This is a genomic window from Novosphingobium sp. ERN07 (assembly GCF_012641335.1).
Classification (GTDB): Bacteria; Pseudomonadota; Alphaproteobacteria; order Sphingomonadales; family Sphingomonadaceae; genus Novosphingobium.
On record NZ_JABAID010000004.1, the window covers coordinates 306068 to 321967 of the forward strand.

17 protein-coding genes, 1 tRNA gene and 1 pseudogene are annotated in these 15900 nt (G+C 60.2%); 5 read left to right on the top strand and 14 right to left on the bottom strand.

Annotated features, from left to right (window positions below):
• Nucleotides 1-9: 9 nt before the first annotated feature.
• The 6 genes from rbfA to rimP all read right to left on the bottom strand — a co-directional run bounded on the left by rbfA (nt 10) and on the right by rimP (nt 6962).
• Nucleotides 10-417, bottom strand: a complete 408-nt coding sequence (rbfA, locus tag HGI47_RS08695; protein ID WP_168852340.1) for a 30S ribosome-binding factor RbfA — start codon at nt 415-417, stop codon at nt 10-12.
• A 2-nt stretch (nt 418-419) separates the two neighbouring features.
• Complete coding sequence (locus HGI47_RS08700; RefSeq protein ID WP_168852341.1) at nt 420-956, bottom strand: DUF1697 domain-containing protein; 537 nt, start codon at nt 954-956, stop codon at nt 420-422.
• 462 nt (nt 957-1418) lie between these two features.
• Nucleotides 1419-4043 (bottom strand): translation initiation factor IF-2, encoded by a 2625-nt coding sequence (gene infB / locus HGI47_RS08705; RefSeq protein WP_206066072.1) that lies wholly within the window; start codon nt 4041-4043, stop codon nt 1419-1421.
• Nucleotides 4044-4048: 5 nt separating this feature from the next.
• Nucleotides 4049-4783 (bottom strand): DUF448 domain-containing protein, encoded by a 735-nt coding sequence (locus HGI47_RS08710; RefSeq protein WP_168852343.1) that lies wholly within the window; start codon nt 4781-4783, stop codon nt 4049-4051.
• On the bottom strand, nt 4764-6398 hold the full coding sequence (nusA, locus tag HGI47_RS08715; protein WP_168852344.1) for a transcription termination factor NusA: 1635 nt from the start codon (nt 6396-6398) through the stop codon (nt 4764-4766). The genes HGI47_RS08710 and nusA overlap by 20 nt, the downstream gene beginning before the upstream one ends.
• A 3-nt stretch (nt 6399-6401) precedes the next feature.
• Nucleotides 6402-6962, bottom strand: coding sequence for a ribosome maturation protein RimP (gene rimP, locus HGI47_RS08720; RefSeq protein ID WP_168852345.1), 561 nt, complete (start codon nt 6960-6962; stop codon nt 6402-6404).
• Between the two features lie 363 nt (nt 6963-7325).
• Between rimP and HGI47_RS22910 the strand changes: the two genes are divergently transcribed.
• From HGI47_RS22910 to HGI47_RS08730, 3 genes are read left to right on the top strand one after another with little or no spacing between them, the layout of a single operon-like run.
• Nucleotides 7326-7457: a hypothetical protein gene (locus tag HGI47_RS22910; RefSeq protein WP_255460718.1), complete on the top strand. Its 132-nt coding sequence runs from the start codon at nt 7326-7328 to the stop codon at nt 7455-7457.
• Nucleotides 7457-7597: a hypothetical protein gene (locus tag HGI47_RS08725; protein WP_168852346.1), complete on the top strand. Its 141-nt coding sequence runs from the start codon at nt 7457-7459 to the stop codon at nt 7595-7597. Before HGI47_RS22910 ends, HGI47_RS08725 begins: the two co-directional genes overlap by 1 nt.
• A complete protein-coding gene (locus HGI47_RS08730) occupies nt 7597-7821 on the top strand; it encodes a PspC domain-containing protein (protein ID WP_168852347.1) in 225 nt (74 codons plus the stop codon). The genes HGI47_RS08725 and HGI47_RS08730 overlap by 1 nt, the downstream gene beginning before the upstream one ends.
• Nucleotides 7822-7896: 75 nt before the next feature.
• On the opposite strand, the gene HGI47_RS08735 is transcribed toward HGI47_RS08730, so the two are convergent.
• Complete coding sequence (locus HGI47_RS08735; protein WP_168852348.1) at nt 7897-8622, bottom strand: queuosine precursor transporter; 726 nt, start codon at nt 8620-8622, stop codon at nt 7897-7899.
• Nucleotides 8623-8683: 61 nt separating this feature from the next.
• On the opposite strand from HGI47_RS08735, the gene HGI47_RS08740 reads away from it, so the two are divergent.
• Nucleotides 8684-8760, top strand: a tRNA-Arg gene (locus HGI47_RS08740).
• On the opposite strand, the gene HGI47_RS23085 is transcribed toward HGI47_RS08740, so the two are convergent.
• On the bottom strand, nt 8719-9732 hold the full coding sequence (locus tag HGI47_RS23085; RefSeq protein WP_370521665.1) for a recombinase zinc beta ribbon domain-containing protein: 1014 nt from the start codon (nt 9730-9732) through the stop codon (nt 8719-8721). The genes HGI47_RS08740 and HGI47_RS23085 overlap by 42 nt on opposite strands.
• A gap of 36 nt (nt 9733-9768) precedes the next feature.
• On the opposite strand from HGI47_RS23085, the gene HGI47_RS22645 reads away from it, so the two are divergent.
• A complete protein-coding gene (locus HGI47_RS22645; protein ID WP_240950085.1) occupies nt 9769-9942 on the top strand; it encodes a hypothetical protein in 174 nt (57 codons plus the stop codon).
• A gap of 3 nt (nt 9943-9945) precedes the next feature.
• On the opposite strand, the pseudogene HGI47_RS23090 reads toward HGI47_RS22645, so the two are convergent.
• The 6 genes and pseudogenes from HGI47_RS23090 to HGI47_RS08780 form a co-directional block, all read right to left on the bottom strand.
• Nucleotides 9946-10338, bottom strand: a pseudogene (locus HGI47_RS23090) (recombinase family protein); the annotation flags it as partial.
• A 374-nt stretch (nt 10339-10712) separates the two neighbouring features.
• Nucleotides 10713-11804: a site-specific integrase gene (locus HGI47_RS08760; RefSeq protein WP_168852350.1), complete on the bottom strand. Its 1092-nt coding sequence runs from the start codon at nt 11802-11804 to the stop codon at nt 10713-10715.
• Nucleotides 11801-13660, bottom strand: coding sequence for a site-specific integrase (locus tag HGI47_RS08765; protein WP_168852351.1), 1860 nt, complete (start codon nt 13658-13660; stop codon nt 11801-11803). The genes HGI47_RS08760 and HGI47_RS08765 overlap by 4 nt, the downstream gene beginning before the upstream one ends.
• A complete protein-coding gene (locus HGI47_RS08770; RefSeq protein ID WP_168852352.1) occupies nt 13653-13937 on the bottom strand; it encodes a helix-turn-helix domain-containing protein in 285 nt (94 codons plus the stop codon). The genes HGI47_RS08765 and HGI47_RS08770 overlap by 8 nt, the downstream gene beginning before the upstream one ends.
• A gap of 335 nt (nt 13938-14272) precedes the next feature.
• Nucleotides 14273-14794, bottom strand: a complete 522-nt coding sequence (locus HGI47_RS08775) for a hypothetical protein (protein ID WP_168852353.1) — start codon at nt 14792-14794, stop codon at nt 14273-14275.
• 164 nt (nt 14795-14958) lie between these two features.
• Nucleotides 14959-15834, bottom strand: coding sequence for an IS481 family transposase (locus HGI47_RS08780; protein ID WP_370521666.1), 876 nt, complete (start codon nt 15832-15834; stop codon nt 14959-14961).
• Nucleotides 15835-15900 lie beyond the last annotated feature (66 nt).

Sequence of the window (15900 nt, forward strand, 5' to 3'; positions counted from 1 at the left end):
CCTGTTGCCTCAATCTTCGGCGGTGCCGCCGTCAAGATCGCGCCGCACTTTCGGGTCTGAAAGGAGCTGTTCGATCCGGTCCGCTTCATCGAAGCTTTCATCGGGCAGGAACTTGATCTTCGCGGCATATTTCAGCCGCAGCCGCCGTGCCACTTCGCGCTGGAAATAAGCCGTGTTGGTGCGCAGCGCTTTCAGCACCAGTTCCTCGTCCTCGCCGAGCAGAGCCTTGATGAACACCGTGGCGTGGCGAAGGTCGGGCGACATGCGGACTTCGGTGACCGACACGGTGTGCGCTGTCAGCACATCATCGTGCACTTCCTGCCGGGCGAGCAGTTCGGACAGGATATGGCGCACCTGTTCGCCCACCTTGAGCAGGCGAACGGAGCGGGTTTCGGGTGTGGTCTGGGGTTTGGACAATTCTAACTCATCTTCGCAAGGATACGTGCGATTGATCGCACGTTGCGTGCGGTGCCCCGGCAGCCGAGGCGACGTTCGATGAACGCACCGGTCAGCTTGCTTTCGGCAACGCCATTCGCGAAATCAATATAGATGCTGCGATTGCCGATTGCGAGTTTTTCCATGCCCCGCATCGCCTGATCCGCCGCCATCTTCTCGAAAGCGGCCTGTTCGGGCTGGCGTTCGAGAAACAGGGTGTGGACCAGGTTGTCCTTGCCGATGCCGGTAAAAGGATTGCCTTCCACAGCCTCGGCAATCGCGGCCCGATCACGCACCGCGACAAAACTCTTGATATCGAACCGGTCGAGCATGACGTGGGCGAACAGGTCTTCGAGGCCATCAAGCGGGCGATCATCGTAATCGAACAGCAGGTTCCCACTGGCGACAACGGTTTCAAGCCCGGTCAGCCCTTCGCGTTCAAACGCATAACGCAAATCCGCCATCGTCACGCGATTGCCGCCGACGTTGATGGAACCGAACAGGGCGACGTAGCGGGTCATGGCTTGAATTTTCCGGCGAATATGCTATTTGGCTTGTATCACAACGGTTGAAATATCCATTTCACCATCCCGGAACCCGGACGCTGCTACGTCCGGGTTCTTTTGGTATCAGGGATGCCGCTGCTACGGCATCCCCTTACTGGCTTACTTGCGGCCAAGCTCGATGAGCTTGACCACTATTCCGACGAGGCCAACGATTAACGTCGCCACGCCGAGAACCAGAATCACAACAATTTCTATATCCATGCAGATCACCTTCCCCTCTGTCGCAGGTTGCGACCTCGGAAAAGCGTTATGCAGGCAGATACTGCGGATTCTTAGTTCTCGGATCGATCTTCAATGAACAGCGGAACCGCTGCCGTTATGGCGGCAATGGCATTTCCTTCGGAACATGCCCTCCCCTAACCCCTCCCGCAAGCGGGAGGGGAAGCAACGGCGTTCCGGCTTTGCGGAACGCTTTTTTTACAAAGTCCGTTCGCGCATTTCGACTTCGAAGACTTCGAGCTGATCGCCTGCCTTGATATCGTTCGTATCAGTAAGCAGCACGCCGCATTCCAGACCGCCGCGCACTTCGGCAACGTCGTCCTTGAAACGACGCAGCGACGAAATGGTGGTGCGGCTGACGATAACGTCGTTGCGAGTGAGACGGGCGTGGAGGCCTTTGCGGATGACGCCTTCGACAACCAGCAGACCGGCGGCCTTGTCCTTCTTGCCCGCAGGGAAGACTTCCTTGACCTCGGCACGACCGACGACCGTTTCGATGGCTTCCGGCCCAAGCTCGCCCGCCATTTCCGAACGGATATCGTCGGTAAGCTGATAGATCACGTCAAAGTACTTCATCCGCACCTTGTTACGCTCGATCAGTTCGCGCGCCTTGGCATTCGGACGAACGTTGAAGCCTACAATCGGCGCGCCGCTGGCCTGCGCCAGGTTGACGTCGCCTTCGGTGATCGCACCCACACCCGAAGCCAGGATGCGGACCTTGATCTCGTCGGTCGAGATCTTGTTGAGCGCGTTGACGATGGCTTCGACCGAACCCTGCACGTCGGCACGGACGACCAGCGCATATTCGATGACCGTGTTCTTGGCGGCAAGCGCGGAGAACATGTTTTCGAGGCTGGCCGGAGCCTGCACGGTGCGCTTGGCGGTTGCGCGTTCCTGACGATAAGCCGCAACTTCGCGGGCGCGCGCTTCGCTTTCGACCACGGTGAGGGTGTCACCCGCCATCGGTACACCGCCGATACCCAGCACTTCGACCGGAAGCGAAGGCCCAGCAGTTTTCACCTGACGGCCCTTGTCATCAAGCATCGCGCGGACGCGACCTGACTGGGTACCGACCACGAGAATGTCGCCGACCTTGAGCGTGCCACGATTGACGAGGACGGTCGCCAGCGGCCCCTTGCCCTTGTCGAGCTTGGCTTCGATCACGGTCGCTTCTGCCGCACGATCCGGGTTGGCGCGCAGTTCGAGCAACTCTGCCTGAAGCAGGATCTTCTCGATCAGTTCGTCCAGCCCGGCTCCGGTCTTGGCCGAGACTTCCACATCCTGCACGTCGCCCGACATGTCTTCCACGATGATTTCGTGTTCGAGCAGACGTTCGCGGATCTTCTGCGGGTTGAATTCGGGCTTGTCCGACTTGGTGATCGCCACGATCATCGGCACGCCAGCGGCCTTGGTGTGGTTGATCGCCTCAATCGTCTGCGGCATCAGCCCGTCATCGCCCGCAACCACCAGAATGACGATGTCGGTGACATTGGCACCGCGCATACGCATTTCGGTGAAGGCTTCGTGGCCCGGCGTATCAAGGAAGGTGATGTGATCGCCACCCTTGGTCTTGATCTGATAGGCACCGATGTGCTGTGTGATGCCACCGGCTTCGCCGCGCACAACGTCGGTCCCGCGCAGCGCATCGAGCAGCGAGGTCTTGCCGTGGTCGACGTGGCCCATGATGGCGACGACCGGCGGACGCGCCTTCAGCGTTTCATCGGCATCGACGTCAGCCGCAGTATCAATATCGGCATCGCTATCGCTGACGCGCTGGATATTGTGGCCAAATTCGGTGACCAGCAGTTCGGCGGTGTCCTGATCGATGGTCTGGTTGATGGTGACCATCATGCCCATCTTGAACAGCGCCTTGACCAGATCTGCGGCCTTTTCGGCCATGCGGTTCGCCAGATCCTGCACCGTGATTGCATCGGGCACGACCACATCGCGCACCTGCTTTTCACGCGGCTGCGACTGGCCTGCGAAGTGGGCACGACGTTCCTTTTCGCGCGCACGCTTCAGTGCAGCGAGTGAACGCGCGCGTGCGCCTTCGTCCTCGTTCAACGCGCGCGTGACGGTGAGCTTTCCGCCACGGCGGTCTTCGGTCTTGCGATCACGCGGGTTGTTCGCGGGCTTCTTGGCAGCAGCCGGTTCGGGGCGCTTTACCGGTGCGGGCGAGGCAACCGGAGTGAAGCGGCGCGGTGCGGGAATGACGGGCGCGGCTTCCTCGGCCTTGGCCGATTCAGCAGCCTTGGCAGGTTCGGCAGACTCGGGCGCTGCAACGGGTGCGGCTGGCGCGGGTGTGGGCTGTGCTGCAACTTCCGGCTCCGGTGCCGGAGCGGGAGCAGCTTCGGGCGCGACAGCAGCAGGAGTCGGCGTGGCGGGCTGGGGCGCAGCAGCTTCTGCTTCGGCGCGGGCCTTTTCCTCGACACGGCGGCGCTCCTCTTCCTGCGCACGCACGCGCTCTTCCTGCTCGCGACGGTTCGCGGCTTCGAGCGCGGCAAGGCGCGATTCCTCAGCCTCGCGCAGCAGGCGGGCCTGCAGTTCCTGCCGCGTTTCGCGCGTGGCCGAAGGCGGCGGAGGCGGGGGCGGCGGCGGCGGCGGCGGGGCGACCGGTGCGGTGGCCGCAGGTGCCGGTGCAGCAGGCGCAGCGGTGGGCGCCGCCTCGCCGGGGCGGCCCATCAGCTTGCGCCGCTTCACTTCGACCACCACCTTGTTGGTGCGACCGTGGCTGAAGGTCTGCTTGACCTCTCCAGCCTCCACCGAGGTCTTCAGACCCAGCGGCCTGCGGCCCAGTGTCGGCTTCTTGTCGCTATCGCTCATCGAACTCATTCGCCCTTCGTATCAATATCGTCGTTCGCAGCCTGATCCGTGTGGGATTCGGCGGCTTCTGTCCCGTTTCCGAGAAAATGTATCAGGCGCTGCAGCGGCGCTTCCAGCCTGGCGGCGGCAGCGGAATCGGTCAGCGCGAGGTGAACGACGTTGTCGCGGCCCAATGCCACAGACAGCGCCGCCCGGTCCAGCGGCAAGATTGTGCCTTTCTTGCCAGTGCCTTCAGCCCCTTCGCCCACACGCCAGGCCTGCGCCAGCTTGTTCGGGCCATCGGAACCTGCATCGCAGGCGTGCCCCAGGAAAGTGACAGCACCCGCCCTGCACCCTTGGGCGATCTTTTCAGTGCCCAGAAGCACGTTGCCAGCGCGCAGTTCGATCCCAAGCCTGTCGGTAACGAGCCGGCGCAGGGCCTGTTCGATGCGGTGGGGCAGATCGGCAGGGATGCTGAGCGGCGCGCCTTTGAAAGCACGCGCCAAAGCTCCCTTTAGTTTGCCATTTGCAATCGCTTTTTCAAGGGCTTGCCTCTCAACGCCGATCCATGCGCCGCGCCCAGGGGCACGCGCCATCACATCGGGCAGCACATCGCCATCGGGCGAGATGGCAAGACGAAGCAATTCGTCCCGCGCATCATGCTGCCCGGTCAACACGCACTTGCGCTCCGGCGAGGATTTCCCCGCCGGCTTCGCGTCAACGATGTCGGAGCTTAGCGGCTCATTGTGAGGAATCCGCATCGGCGGCCTCCTCAGCTACTGGCTCGTCTTCGAACCAGTGGGCGCGCGCGGCCATGATGATTTCGTTGCCCTGCTCTTCGCTCAGGCCATATTCGCCCAGAACGCCGCCCTTGTCCTCGACGCGTTCGGGACGGTCGCTCTTTTCGCGCGGTCCCTTGTCGTTGCGGCGGCGCTGTTCGGCGCGCTTCTTAGCAATGAGTTCGTCGGTGGCGAGGTCGGCCAGATCGTCGAGCGTCTTGATGCCCGCCTTGCCGAGCGTGACGAGCATCGCTTCGGTGAGGTGCGGCAGGTCTGCCAGCGCGTCTTCCACGCCAAGGCTGCGACGCTGTTCGCGCAGAGCCTCTTCACGCCGTTCGATCGCTTCGGCAGCGCGGCTTTGCAGTTCCTCAGCCAGCTCTTCGTCAAAGCCTTCGATTGCGGCGAGTTCGGCGTTTTCGATGTAGGCCACTTCCTCAAGCTCGGTGAAGCCTTCGGCCACGAGGAGCTGCGAAAGGGTTTCGTCGACGTCGAGTTCTTCCTCGAACATCTTCGAGCGTTCCGCGAATTCTTTCTGACGCTTTTCCGAAGCCTCAGCTTCGGTCATGATGTCGATGGCCGAACCGGTCAGCGACGAAGCGAGGCGCACGTTCTGGCCGCGACGACCGATGGCGAGCGAAAGCTGATCATCGGGGACGACAACCTCGATGCGGCTCTCTTCCTCGTCGATCACCACGCGGCTGACGGTGGCGGGCTGAAGCGCGTTGACGACGAAAGTCGCGGTATCCTCGCTCCAGGGAATGATGTCGATCTTTTCGCCCTGCAGTTCCTGCACGACGGCCTGAACGCGGCTGCCCTTCATGCCGACGCAGGCACCGACCGGATCGATGCTGCTGTCACGGCTGATCACGCCGATCTTGGCGCGCGACCCCGGATCGCGGGCAGCAGCCTTGATCTCGATGATACCATCGTAGATTTCGGGCACTTCCTGCGCGAAGAGCTTCTTCATGAATTCGGGGTGCGCGCGGCTGAGGAAGATCTGCGGGCCACGGTTCTGACGCTCAACCTTCATGATCCATGCACGAACACGTTCGCCAACACGCGGCACTTCGCGCGGGATCTGCTGATCGCGGCGGATCACGCCTTCAGCGCGGCCGAGGTTGACGATCACGTGGCCAAATTCGACCGACTTGATCACCCCGGTGATGACTTCGCCTGCCCGGTCCTTGAACTCGTCGTACTGACGATCACGTTCAGCATCACGAACCTTCTGGAAGATAACCTGCTTGGCCGACTGCGCATCAATGCGGCCGAGATCAACCGGGGGCAGCGGATCAACGATGAAGTCGCCAATGGCAGCGCCGGGCTGCAGCTTTTCAGCAGCCTTGAGATCGACCTGCTTGAAGTAATCCTCGACCACTTCAACGACTTCGACGACGCGCCACAGACGCAGATCGCCGGTGCGCGGATCGAGCTTGGCACGAATGTCGTTCTCCGCGCCATAGCGGTTGCGCGCCGACTTCTGGATGGCTTCTTCCATCGCCTCGATGACGACAGACTTGTCGATCATCTTTTCCGTGGCAACCGCGTTGGCGATCGCAAGCAGTTCGGCGCGGTTTGCAGAAATCGCACTGGCCATTGGTCAGTCTTCCTGTTCTTCGAGAATCTCGTCCGCACCGCTGGTATCCAGCGGGCGGGAAGCGGCAATGAGCTTGTCCGTTAGGATCAGCTTGGCGTTGGCAACGAGGGCGAACGGCACTTCAAAAACCGTGCCGTCATCCTCAATCGAAATGATCTGCGCTTCCGCATCGAAGCTTTTGATATCGCCGCGAAAGCGCTTGCGCTCGCCCAGCAGCTCCGAAAGCTCGACACGGGCTTCGTGACCAACCCATGCAGCAAAATCCTTGGCGCGGGTCAGCGGACGATCAATGCCGGGCGAACTCACTTCGAGGCGGTAAGCATCTTCGATCAGCATTTCGCCCGCTTCTTCCAGTTCATCGAACCGGTCGGAAATGCGGTGTGACAGAGCCGCGCAATCTTCGATCACAAGCTGGCCGGTTGCGGGGCGCTCAGCCATGATCTGGAGCGTGTGCTCCTCATCACCGATCTCACCACCTTTGAAATACCGCACGCGCACGAGATCGAAACCGAGAGCCTTAGCCTCAGGTTCGATAACTTCCGTGATCCGCGCGATATCCGCCATGCAATCTCCAATAAGCCGAAAGGCAAAAGCCCAGCCCCGAACAGCAAAAGCCGATCCGTGCCGGCGCCCGGTGGCACCAGCCTGACCTTGCTTTCACAATGTCGGGATGAGGCGCAAATAGGCGCGTCATGGCGAAAAAGCAAGATGCAATCGGCGGGCCAGGCAATGACTGAACCTTACCAGAAACCACGACTACCAATTAATGGTGAATTTCACCGCTATTCAGGATTCAGAAAGCTTTCAAAAGCGTGCAGCAGCGCCTGAAGCGGCAGAAATCCGCCATTCCTGCAATTTGGCACACCCCATGCAGAGCTGTCTGCATCAGCTACAACGGCTTCACCAGATTACATGAGGACAGCAACCATGACCGCTTTCGCCAATCGAATCGCCGCCGCCGCCAGTGCTTTCGCTCTCAGCCTCGCGCTAATGGCAGGCACCGTGGACGTCCCGCAGACCAGCCCTGCCCCCGCCGCTCAAGTGCAAGGCCTGATCTGATGCGCCAGTTGATCGACCAGTTCGCCGCAGCGGCAGGTGCATTCGCCCTTAGCCTCGCCCTGATTGCCGGAACCCTGAGCGTTCCTGCCCATTCCAGCCATGATGATGCAGCCCCGGCTGCCGCGCAGGAGATGATTTGATGACCCAGCTTCGCTTCGATGATTCGGCCCCTCGCCCAATCGAAACCGCACGCGGCTTCCGCCTCGACAAAGGCCGTGGCAAGCTGATGGGCGTTTGCGCCGGGATTTCGAACTACTTCGGCGTGGACGTAACCCTGGTTCGCGTGGCCTTTGCACTGGCCACCCTGCTTGGCCTTGGCTCGGCGTTGATCGTCTATCTGCTGATCGGCCTGATTGCTGATTGATAGCGCGGACAAGCCTCCCGCTTCGCGCTGTGGCCCCGCTTCTCCCACTCAGGAGGGCGGGGTTTTCTTTTGGGTTCAGACCTGCGGCGCCTTGGCAAAGGGCGAAAAATCGGTGTCGGTGTCGAACACTTCGGCCCCCTCGCGCTTCTTAAGCCAACCGACCACGGCATAGGTCACCGGCGTCAGGCCCGCTTCCCAAGCCACTTTCATCGCCCAGTTGGTGACCATCACGGTCAGAACCTGATCCACCGTCCAGATCCCAAGGAATGCGATGGGATAGAACAGCAGGCTGTCTATCGCCTGTCCAAACACGGTGGAACCGATGGTGCGGGTCCAAAGGGCCTTGCCCGCTGTCCACACCTTCATCTTGGCCAGCACGAAGGAATTGACGAATTCGCCCGCCCAGAACGCGGTGACCGAGGCCAAAACAATGCGCCATGTCGATCCGAACACGCTTTCATAAGCCGCCTGCCCATCCCAGCCCGGCGATGGTGGCATGGCGACGACGACATAGCTCATGAATGCCATGAAGATCAGCGCAAAAAAGCCCATCCACACGCAACGCCGCGCGTTGGCATAGCCATAGACCTCGGTCAGCACATCGCCGATGACGTAGGAAACGGGAAAAAACAGGATACCCGCACCAAAGGTGAAGCCACCAACCTGCGCCAGCTTTGCCGCCCCGATCAGGTTCGACAGCAACAGGATCGCCACGAACGAGGCCATCACATAATCGAAATAGCGGAAATGGCGGCGTGCGCTGGACGTGCCATCGATGCGGGAAAGCTGGGGATCGGTCATGGGCACATGTGCTAACCCGGTTTGCACGTTTGGAAAAGCGCGCTTATGAGGCACCCGGCGCGCGCCCGTAGCTCATCTGGATAGAGCGCGAGACTTCTAATCTTGAGGCAGCAGGTTCGAGTCCTGCCGGGCGCGCCACTTCCGAACAAAAGAGAGAACTCCTTCCGCTGAGTCGTCGGATGCGGCTCCAGCTGATCTCGCCAGCACGGACTTTGAGCCGCAAATCTGAATGCGGCTGTCGTTTACGACGACTTCGTCGAGAAAGAGCCTTGCGTACGCCTGGCGCAGCTCAGGCTCTCCCCGGTGCAATTGCTTGCTCAACAGCATCCCCAGCATTCTGACCTTTTCAGGTGTGATGGTCGGGTCCGCGCTGGCAAGGCGCTGTGACAGCGCTGTGATCTCTGCTGCCAGTTCGTCGCGGCGGAAACGAAGCGCAATCATGCGTTCCCGAAGAGCCGGATCACTAACGTCCATCAAGCCACGTTCAACCAGGTCCATCAATCGGGTTAGGCCCGCCTCGGCATCGCCATGAGCGCTGCGCAGCGACTTCAACTGGTCCCGCTGCTTGTCGTCGCGTGATTGAGCCGTTTTAAGATATTCAGCCAACAGTTCCTCAAGACGCTGAGGTTCCAAAATCCGTTCGGCAACCGCGTCGATCACGATGTTGTCGAGCTTGGCCATTGGCATCCGCTGCCCCCGGCAGGCGACTTCCCCCTTCTTCAGCCGGTTTACACACGCGTAGTAGCGGTACTGGCCGCTTTTGCCGGTGTTGAGTATCATGGCCGCCCCACAGTGACCGCAGCGCACGATCCCGGCCAGCAGCGTCGGCGTGGTGACGACGCGCGGAGCGATCCGCTTAGGCGCCCGGCTCTGCAGAAGCGCCTGTGCTGCATTGAAGGTTGTCTCATCGATGATGGCAGGGACTTCGACCTCAACCCACTCTGACGGCGGACGCGAACGACCAGACCTGCTGTCGCGCTTGTTGAACTGGTGTCGCCCGGCGTAGGTGGCCAGAGTGAGGATGACGTGGACACTCCCTGTAGAGAACTTGTGCCCCCGCCGTGCAATGCCACGTTCGTTGAGGTGGGAGGCTATCGCCTTGATCCCCATAGGTCGACCGGCGCCACCTGCTGCAAGATCGAAGATATGACGGACCACGCGGGCCTCGCTTTCTTCGATGACGAGGACCTTCTTGTCCTTCGAGCCGCGCCTTTCCGCGATCTCGGTACGATAGCCAAAGGGCGGCGGCGCCCCGTTCCAGAAACCTTGGCGCGCGTTCTCGAGCATCGCCCGATGAACGTGCTTGGCGTTTTCGCGTGACTGGTACTCGTCGAACACGTTGATCAGCTTGCGGAAGAACTCACCGCTGCCATCCTGTGCCACCTCCTGTGTAATCGAAACGAGTTGCACACCGGCCTTGCGCAGTTCGCGGATGTAGAATTCGGAATGCATGGCATCGCGGCTGAAGCGGCTGAGCGAATGGACAACGATGACGTTGAAGGGCTGATCGGTCCGCTTCGCCGTGAAGATCATTTCCTGGAATACGGGCCGGTCCTCGTCGAGCGCCGAAGCGCCCGGCTCGGTGAAGGTCTGGACCACCTCCATCCCCTGCTTTTCGCACCATGCCCGACACTGGGCGATCTGGTCGGGCAGCGACAGGTCGTGGTCGGCCTGCCGTGCAGTGGAAACACGGGCGTAGATTGCAGCGCGGATCATTTGTCAGTGGCTTCCAAACAGGATGGCGTGAATTTCTTGCGAGAGGAACGAGCGCCAGATGGCGATCTCCCCTCGCAGCGGCGGGGTGGTAGGCGGCAGGTCAGTGGCGACGACAATGTCAGCGTGAGCGAGTTTGCGAGGCCCGCACACCAGATGGACGAGATTGATCTGAGCTCGCTTTCTCGCTGCATCCCTGAGCATGCGCTGTGCCTGCAGGCGCCACTGGACAAGCAGTCGCGACCTGCGCTTGAAGATGATCCCTGCTATGCGCCTTTCACAAATGCTTCTGGCACGGGCGGTTATCGCGGAGTCGGGCTCATCCTCGCCGATGACCCACGACCACTCTTCGTAAAGAGTTGATTGGGCGGGCTGGCTCATCGCGGGGTTCCCCCTTTGCGTTCTGCGTTCAATCTGGCGCGGGCTGCTTCGCGACGATCCAAGGTTGCCGACATAACAGCGCTGTGAGCCGTTGCGGCAGAAGAGAGGATATAGTGACGCTTGCCGGTTGCGAGATTGGCATGGCAAAGAAGATCAGGAATGATCGCTGCCTTTTCTGGAACGTGGTCAACAACGCCGGTTGCTGCAATTGTCCGGAACAGATGCGGCCAGACATGACGTCCAAACGCATCGCGCGTGCGGGTTTTAATCTGTTGCCGGATGGCGCTACTCTTCATGGGCGTGCCCCATCGACTGATCCAGAGTGCCTGGGTATCGACCGCACCGCTGAACTCGATCAGGTACTTGCGGTGAACGCGCAGGTAGAAATCGAGCCACGGCGTCAATTCCGGCGGCAACTCACCTTCGTAAGGTTGGCTGGTCTTGGTCTCCTCGGCGGAGAACCGGACTTCGTAAACGTCGCCACATGAGCGGAGGTGCTGGCCGAGCTTGATCTGGTTCAGGTTCCTAATCCGAACCGGAGCACAGATCAGCAATGCAATCATCAGGCCATCGCGTCCCATCGTGGCGGCATGGTGCTCACCCTCCATTGCCCGCCTGCGAGCCGTCGTCATGAGATCGAACCCGAGGTCATACAAAGTCTTTGCGTCGACCATGTGCGGGCGCTTGTCCCGGGCAGGTTTGGCGATCCGTTTGAGGTTGGACACGACACTCGCAAGCCACTGCCAGTCATGGTCAGGCGCGAAGACGGTAAGCATCTGTTTCATCGCCTGTACCATCATTGTCGCACTCCACGGGCTGACCCGCTCGCGAAGCTGGCTCACAAACGCCTCCATCCTGCCGCTGGTCACGCGGTCTTCCGGGCGAGCGCAAGGATCGAGCTCTCCTTCTTGCTCCAACCAAGCCAGCCACTGCCCGTAACTCTGGCATGCGATGCGGCAACGCTCCTCGCTCCAGCGGCGAGCGCTACGCCCGTGGCGGCCGAACCGCATTGGCTCGCGAGCATCAAGCCAAAGCTGGCGATCATGATCGGGCCAGGCTTGGATCGGAAGGCTGAGTTTTTTGGTCACAGCTTGTCCTCCGACTTGCGGACGATCTTGATCTTGCCCTTCGCGAGACGTCGGGCCGAGCCCTCACGAGCTTTGAGGGCATGAGCCTGATATGTCCGGCTCGCCTCCTTCTGCTTGGGTCGCGAATAGTACCGGCGCGCAGTGTTGGAGTCCGTGTGCCCGAAATGTTCGCTGATGGTGTTCACCTTGTCAGGATTTTCCAGCAAGAAACTCTCTGCGGAGATGTGTCGGAACTGATGGGGGCTGATAGACATGCCCAACACCCGCTTCGTAAGACGTTCGATCGACGAGGCAAGCGAGCGGGCATCGACCCTGCTGCCATCGGGCCGCGCAAACAGCCAAGGGCTGGGGTGATGGCACAAGCGCCCCCGCCACTCGTCAAGATACTCCTCAAGAAGGGCCGCAGCCTTTCCTTCCAGCCGGTAACGCAGCGGCTCAGCATTCTTGACCTCTTCAGGCTCGATTTCGATGATCCAGAAGTGGTGTGGGGGCTTGCCCATACGGCGCAGCGACTTGCCAAGCTCAAGCGACACCAGGTTTTCACGGCGCATGGAGCAGATCAACAGCAAGTCGATCGCAAGCGCCGTTCGCATGATGCTTGCCGCGTTAGTCGTCTTGTGACGTGCCCGCGCTTGCGATGCGAGCAGATCAGGCAGGCAGTGCACCAGATCAGCAAAGCGTTGGTCGTATTCCAGTCGCTCCAGCAGCGCGCGGTTCTTGGCCGTCATGCTGCGCTTTGGCATGTCGGCAGGACGGTTCGCCTCAAGCTCCTCGAAGATAGCTTTCAGCCGCTGCCGCTGCCCTTCTGGCAACTCGACAATCTCAGCCATGACAAGCACGCGCACCATCATCTGGTACATGAGCTGGGTAATGCGATTGTCAGCTCGGGCGACAAGGAAATTCAAGGCGGCGGCGACCACATCGGGGGCCAGCACGTCGTGAAGACGCGCAAGCGAATTCAGAGCAATTCCGCTGCCGACAGCTGCGGAAACCAAAGTGATGGTCATGTGCCGGTATTGGATGATGGTGGTCGGCTTGAGCTTGCGGACCTTGCGTCCGGTAAACAGGTTGGGCTTTGCAAGATGCCGGAGCAGATCAGTCAGGTCGTTGCGTAGGCCTTCGGGCCACTCGTCGATCGCGATCCAGTAAGGCGTCCGTTTGGGTTTGGGGGCGGTCAGCGCCTGAAACTTTGCCCTCGTCTTTGCCAGCACGTTCCATGCTCGAATCGAACGGCGCACGACAGCCTCCCAATCTACGACCATGGCATCATCGCGCAAATGCGCTGCGAAGCGCTCGATGAACGCGTCGTCGACATCGCTTGGGGGCCGAGCGTGGCGGGCGGCAAAGTGCATGACGCGCGACAGGTTGCGCTGCATAGTGACGTCGAGCGAAGCCTGAAGGTTACGCCATGCGCCTTGCAGTTGCGGGCGGGCACGCGGGTTTGCCATCTGCGGACGGGCCAAGCGGAAGGCCGCGCGCAACCGCGACTTCATGTTGGCAAACGCTCCAGCCGACATCCCCGCCATTGCCGGTGACCATGCCGCGAGGCGATGGAGCAAGGCAGACGGGTCTGCGGGTAGGTCCAAACCACCCTGACCAAGCAGCTCGTTGACCCGCTTGATGGCCGACATCATCGGCTTCTTCTGCGCTGCCGGAAGGTCGAGCCTGCCAACGAAATCGTAGAGGTCGCGGAGGGTGATGACCGGCTTGACCATCTTCTCCTTATCCTCTTTGTGATGAACAATAGTGATCATTGTGAAGTTATCCTGTGCAAGAGCCTGATTTTGTGAAGAGGGTTGTAAACTATCCCCTGCGTGAAGTTGTTCAGGGTATTCACAACTGTCAAAATCAGCCAATGTTGCACAGGAACTTGATGACATCTTCCCGATCCACACGAACACGCATCCCGCTGTTGTAGGCGGTCAACTTTCCTGTCCTGATCCAGCGGCGCACCGTGTGGTGACAGACCTTTGCCAGGCTTGCGGCTTCATTGACGGTCAGGAGTTCTGTGGGCAGCTTTGTGGGAATGTTCGTCTGAGCCTCAGCGAGGCTCTGGCCGGCCTCGGTGCTCTTGGCGGCGATGGCCGAGTCTGGGGTCGAAGTTGCTGCAGGCTTCTTGATCTTGATTTGCATGTGTCGTCTCCGTTGATGTGGCCCGCACCACGGAAACGTCAGAAAGTGTGATTTCTGGAGGAAGCCGAGCTCTCACTCCGCCCTGTCGTAATCACCCTGTCTTTCGCCGTCCTCGGCACGGGTGATCACGGATAATGTCCATCAATCAACGCAATGAAACAAGGAACTTCAAACCTGGTACCGCGCCTGTACCACCTGCAGGCGTCGCCCGTTGGCAACAACACAGTGCGAGCACCTCGACAGCAGATTTGCAATTAATTGCATGACCTCAAAGTTGTGGTCGCTTTCAACGGTGGAGGCGCGGCGACACTCGACGTCATGCCGCCGCATCCACTTTATTCCACTATCTTCGGTAGATCGCGCATAGCCCGGATGATCGCCTCTTCCTTGTCCAGCCAGCCACGCGGGTGCTTGATCGCACCGTAGACGGCCATGACCTTGTTGAAGATCGCCAGATCATCGCGGCGCAGATAGAGCACGATTACCTTGCCTTCGGGGTCGACCTCCTGCCCCTGCAGGATCAACTTCAGTTCGGTTGCGGTGGTCGCTTCAGCCAACTGCAGCATGGCCTCGACATTGTCATCGCCGACAAACGGCGAGACCAACCAGAGCTTGGTCCAGCCTATCGCGCGAAGGCGCTCACGGTCTACGCCACGGTCGTGGAATGACCTGTCGATCTTTGCGAGTGCATAGGCCTTGCGCTTTCCGAGCTTCAGCTGTTCGACAACGTAGGCGAAGTTTTCAGGCGCATCATCCTGTATTTCCCGAAGGTAGCGGGCTGTCTCCAGGAAATGGGAGCCGATCATGTCGATCAGCATGTCGGGTACTTGGAGAAGTTTAGCATTGGTCCCGGGCATTGCGCCCTCCCTTTAGTTGTTGGGACCTATGTCGTGCTGGAAAGGCGAACATGGGCAAGAGAAGAAATCGGCATCACGCAAATTGAGCGAATGTCCTTTTTAGAAAAATCCTTAATCACGGGAAGAGAGTTCCTGAGCAAGAAGCCCGCTGCGCAGCAGACGGTCTAGGTGTTTAGTCCCGGCATTTGATGGTGCGGATCAAGTGTAAACCTTTCCGGCTCGGTTGGCCACATTTTGCAGATGTATTGGTAGGGTGTAAGGCCGCGCAGGGTCTTTAACCGACGGCCGTAATTGTAAGCATCGATGAAGTCGTGCAGGTGCGCGGTCAGCTGGGCATGGCTATCATAATGGTAGCGTTTGACGGTCGCTTCCTTGATTGTCCGGTTCATCCGTTCGACCTGGCCGTTGGTCCAGGGATGCTTGATCTTGGTGAGGCGGTGCTCGATCCCGTTCTCGCGGCAGCGCATGTCGAACATGTGGGTCATGTAGGTAGCCGTGGGGCCATCGGCATAGCGCGGCGGGAAGGTGAACTGGATGCCGTTGTCGGTCAGCACGGTGTGGATTTTGTAAGGCACCGCTTCAATCAGGGCGACCAGGAAGGCTGACGCCGATGTCCTGCCAGTCTTGGTGACCAGTTGGACGAAAGCGAACTTGCTGGTCCGGTCTATCGCCACGTAGAGATAGAGCTTGCCCTCCGCTGTGCGTACTTCGGCGATGTCGATGTGGAAGTAGCCGATCGGATAGGTCTTGAACTTCCGCTTGGGTTCCTTGTCGCCGGTCACTTCTGGCAACCGGCTGATCCCATGTCGTTGCAGGCAGCGATGCAGCGACGAGCGCGTCAGATGCGGGATCGTGGCCTGCAATGCATAGAGGCAGTCTTCCAGCGGCAGCAGCGCGTGTTTGCGGAAGGCGACGATGATCGCTTCCTCCTCGATGCTCAGCACCGTCGAATGGGCATCCTTGGGGCCGGTCGGCAGGTCCTTGACTGCCTTACGCCGCTTCCACTTGGTAACCGATGTTCTCAGGCCACGGCGATCCAAGGCATGAGTTCGCCGACGCTGTTGGCGGGATGACCGTTGGCGAGCTTGGTGAGCGTGTCGGTCATC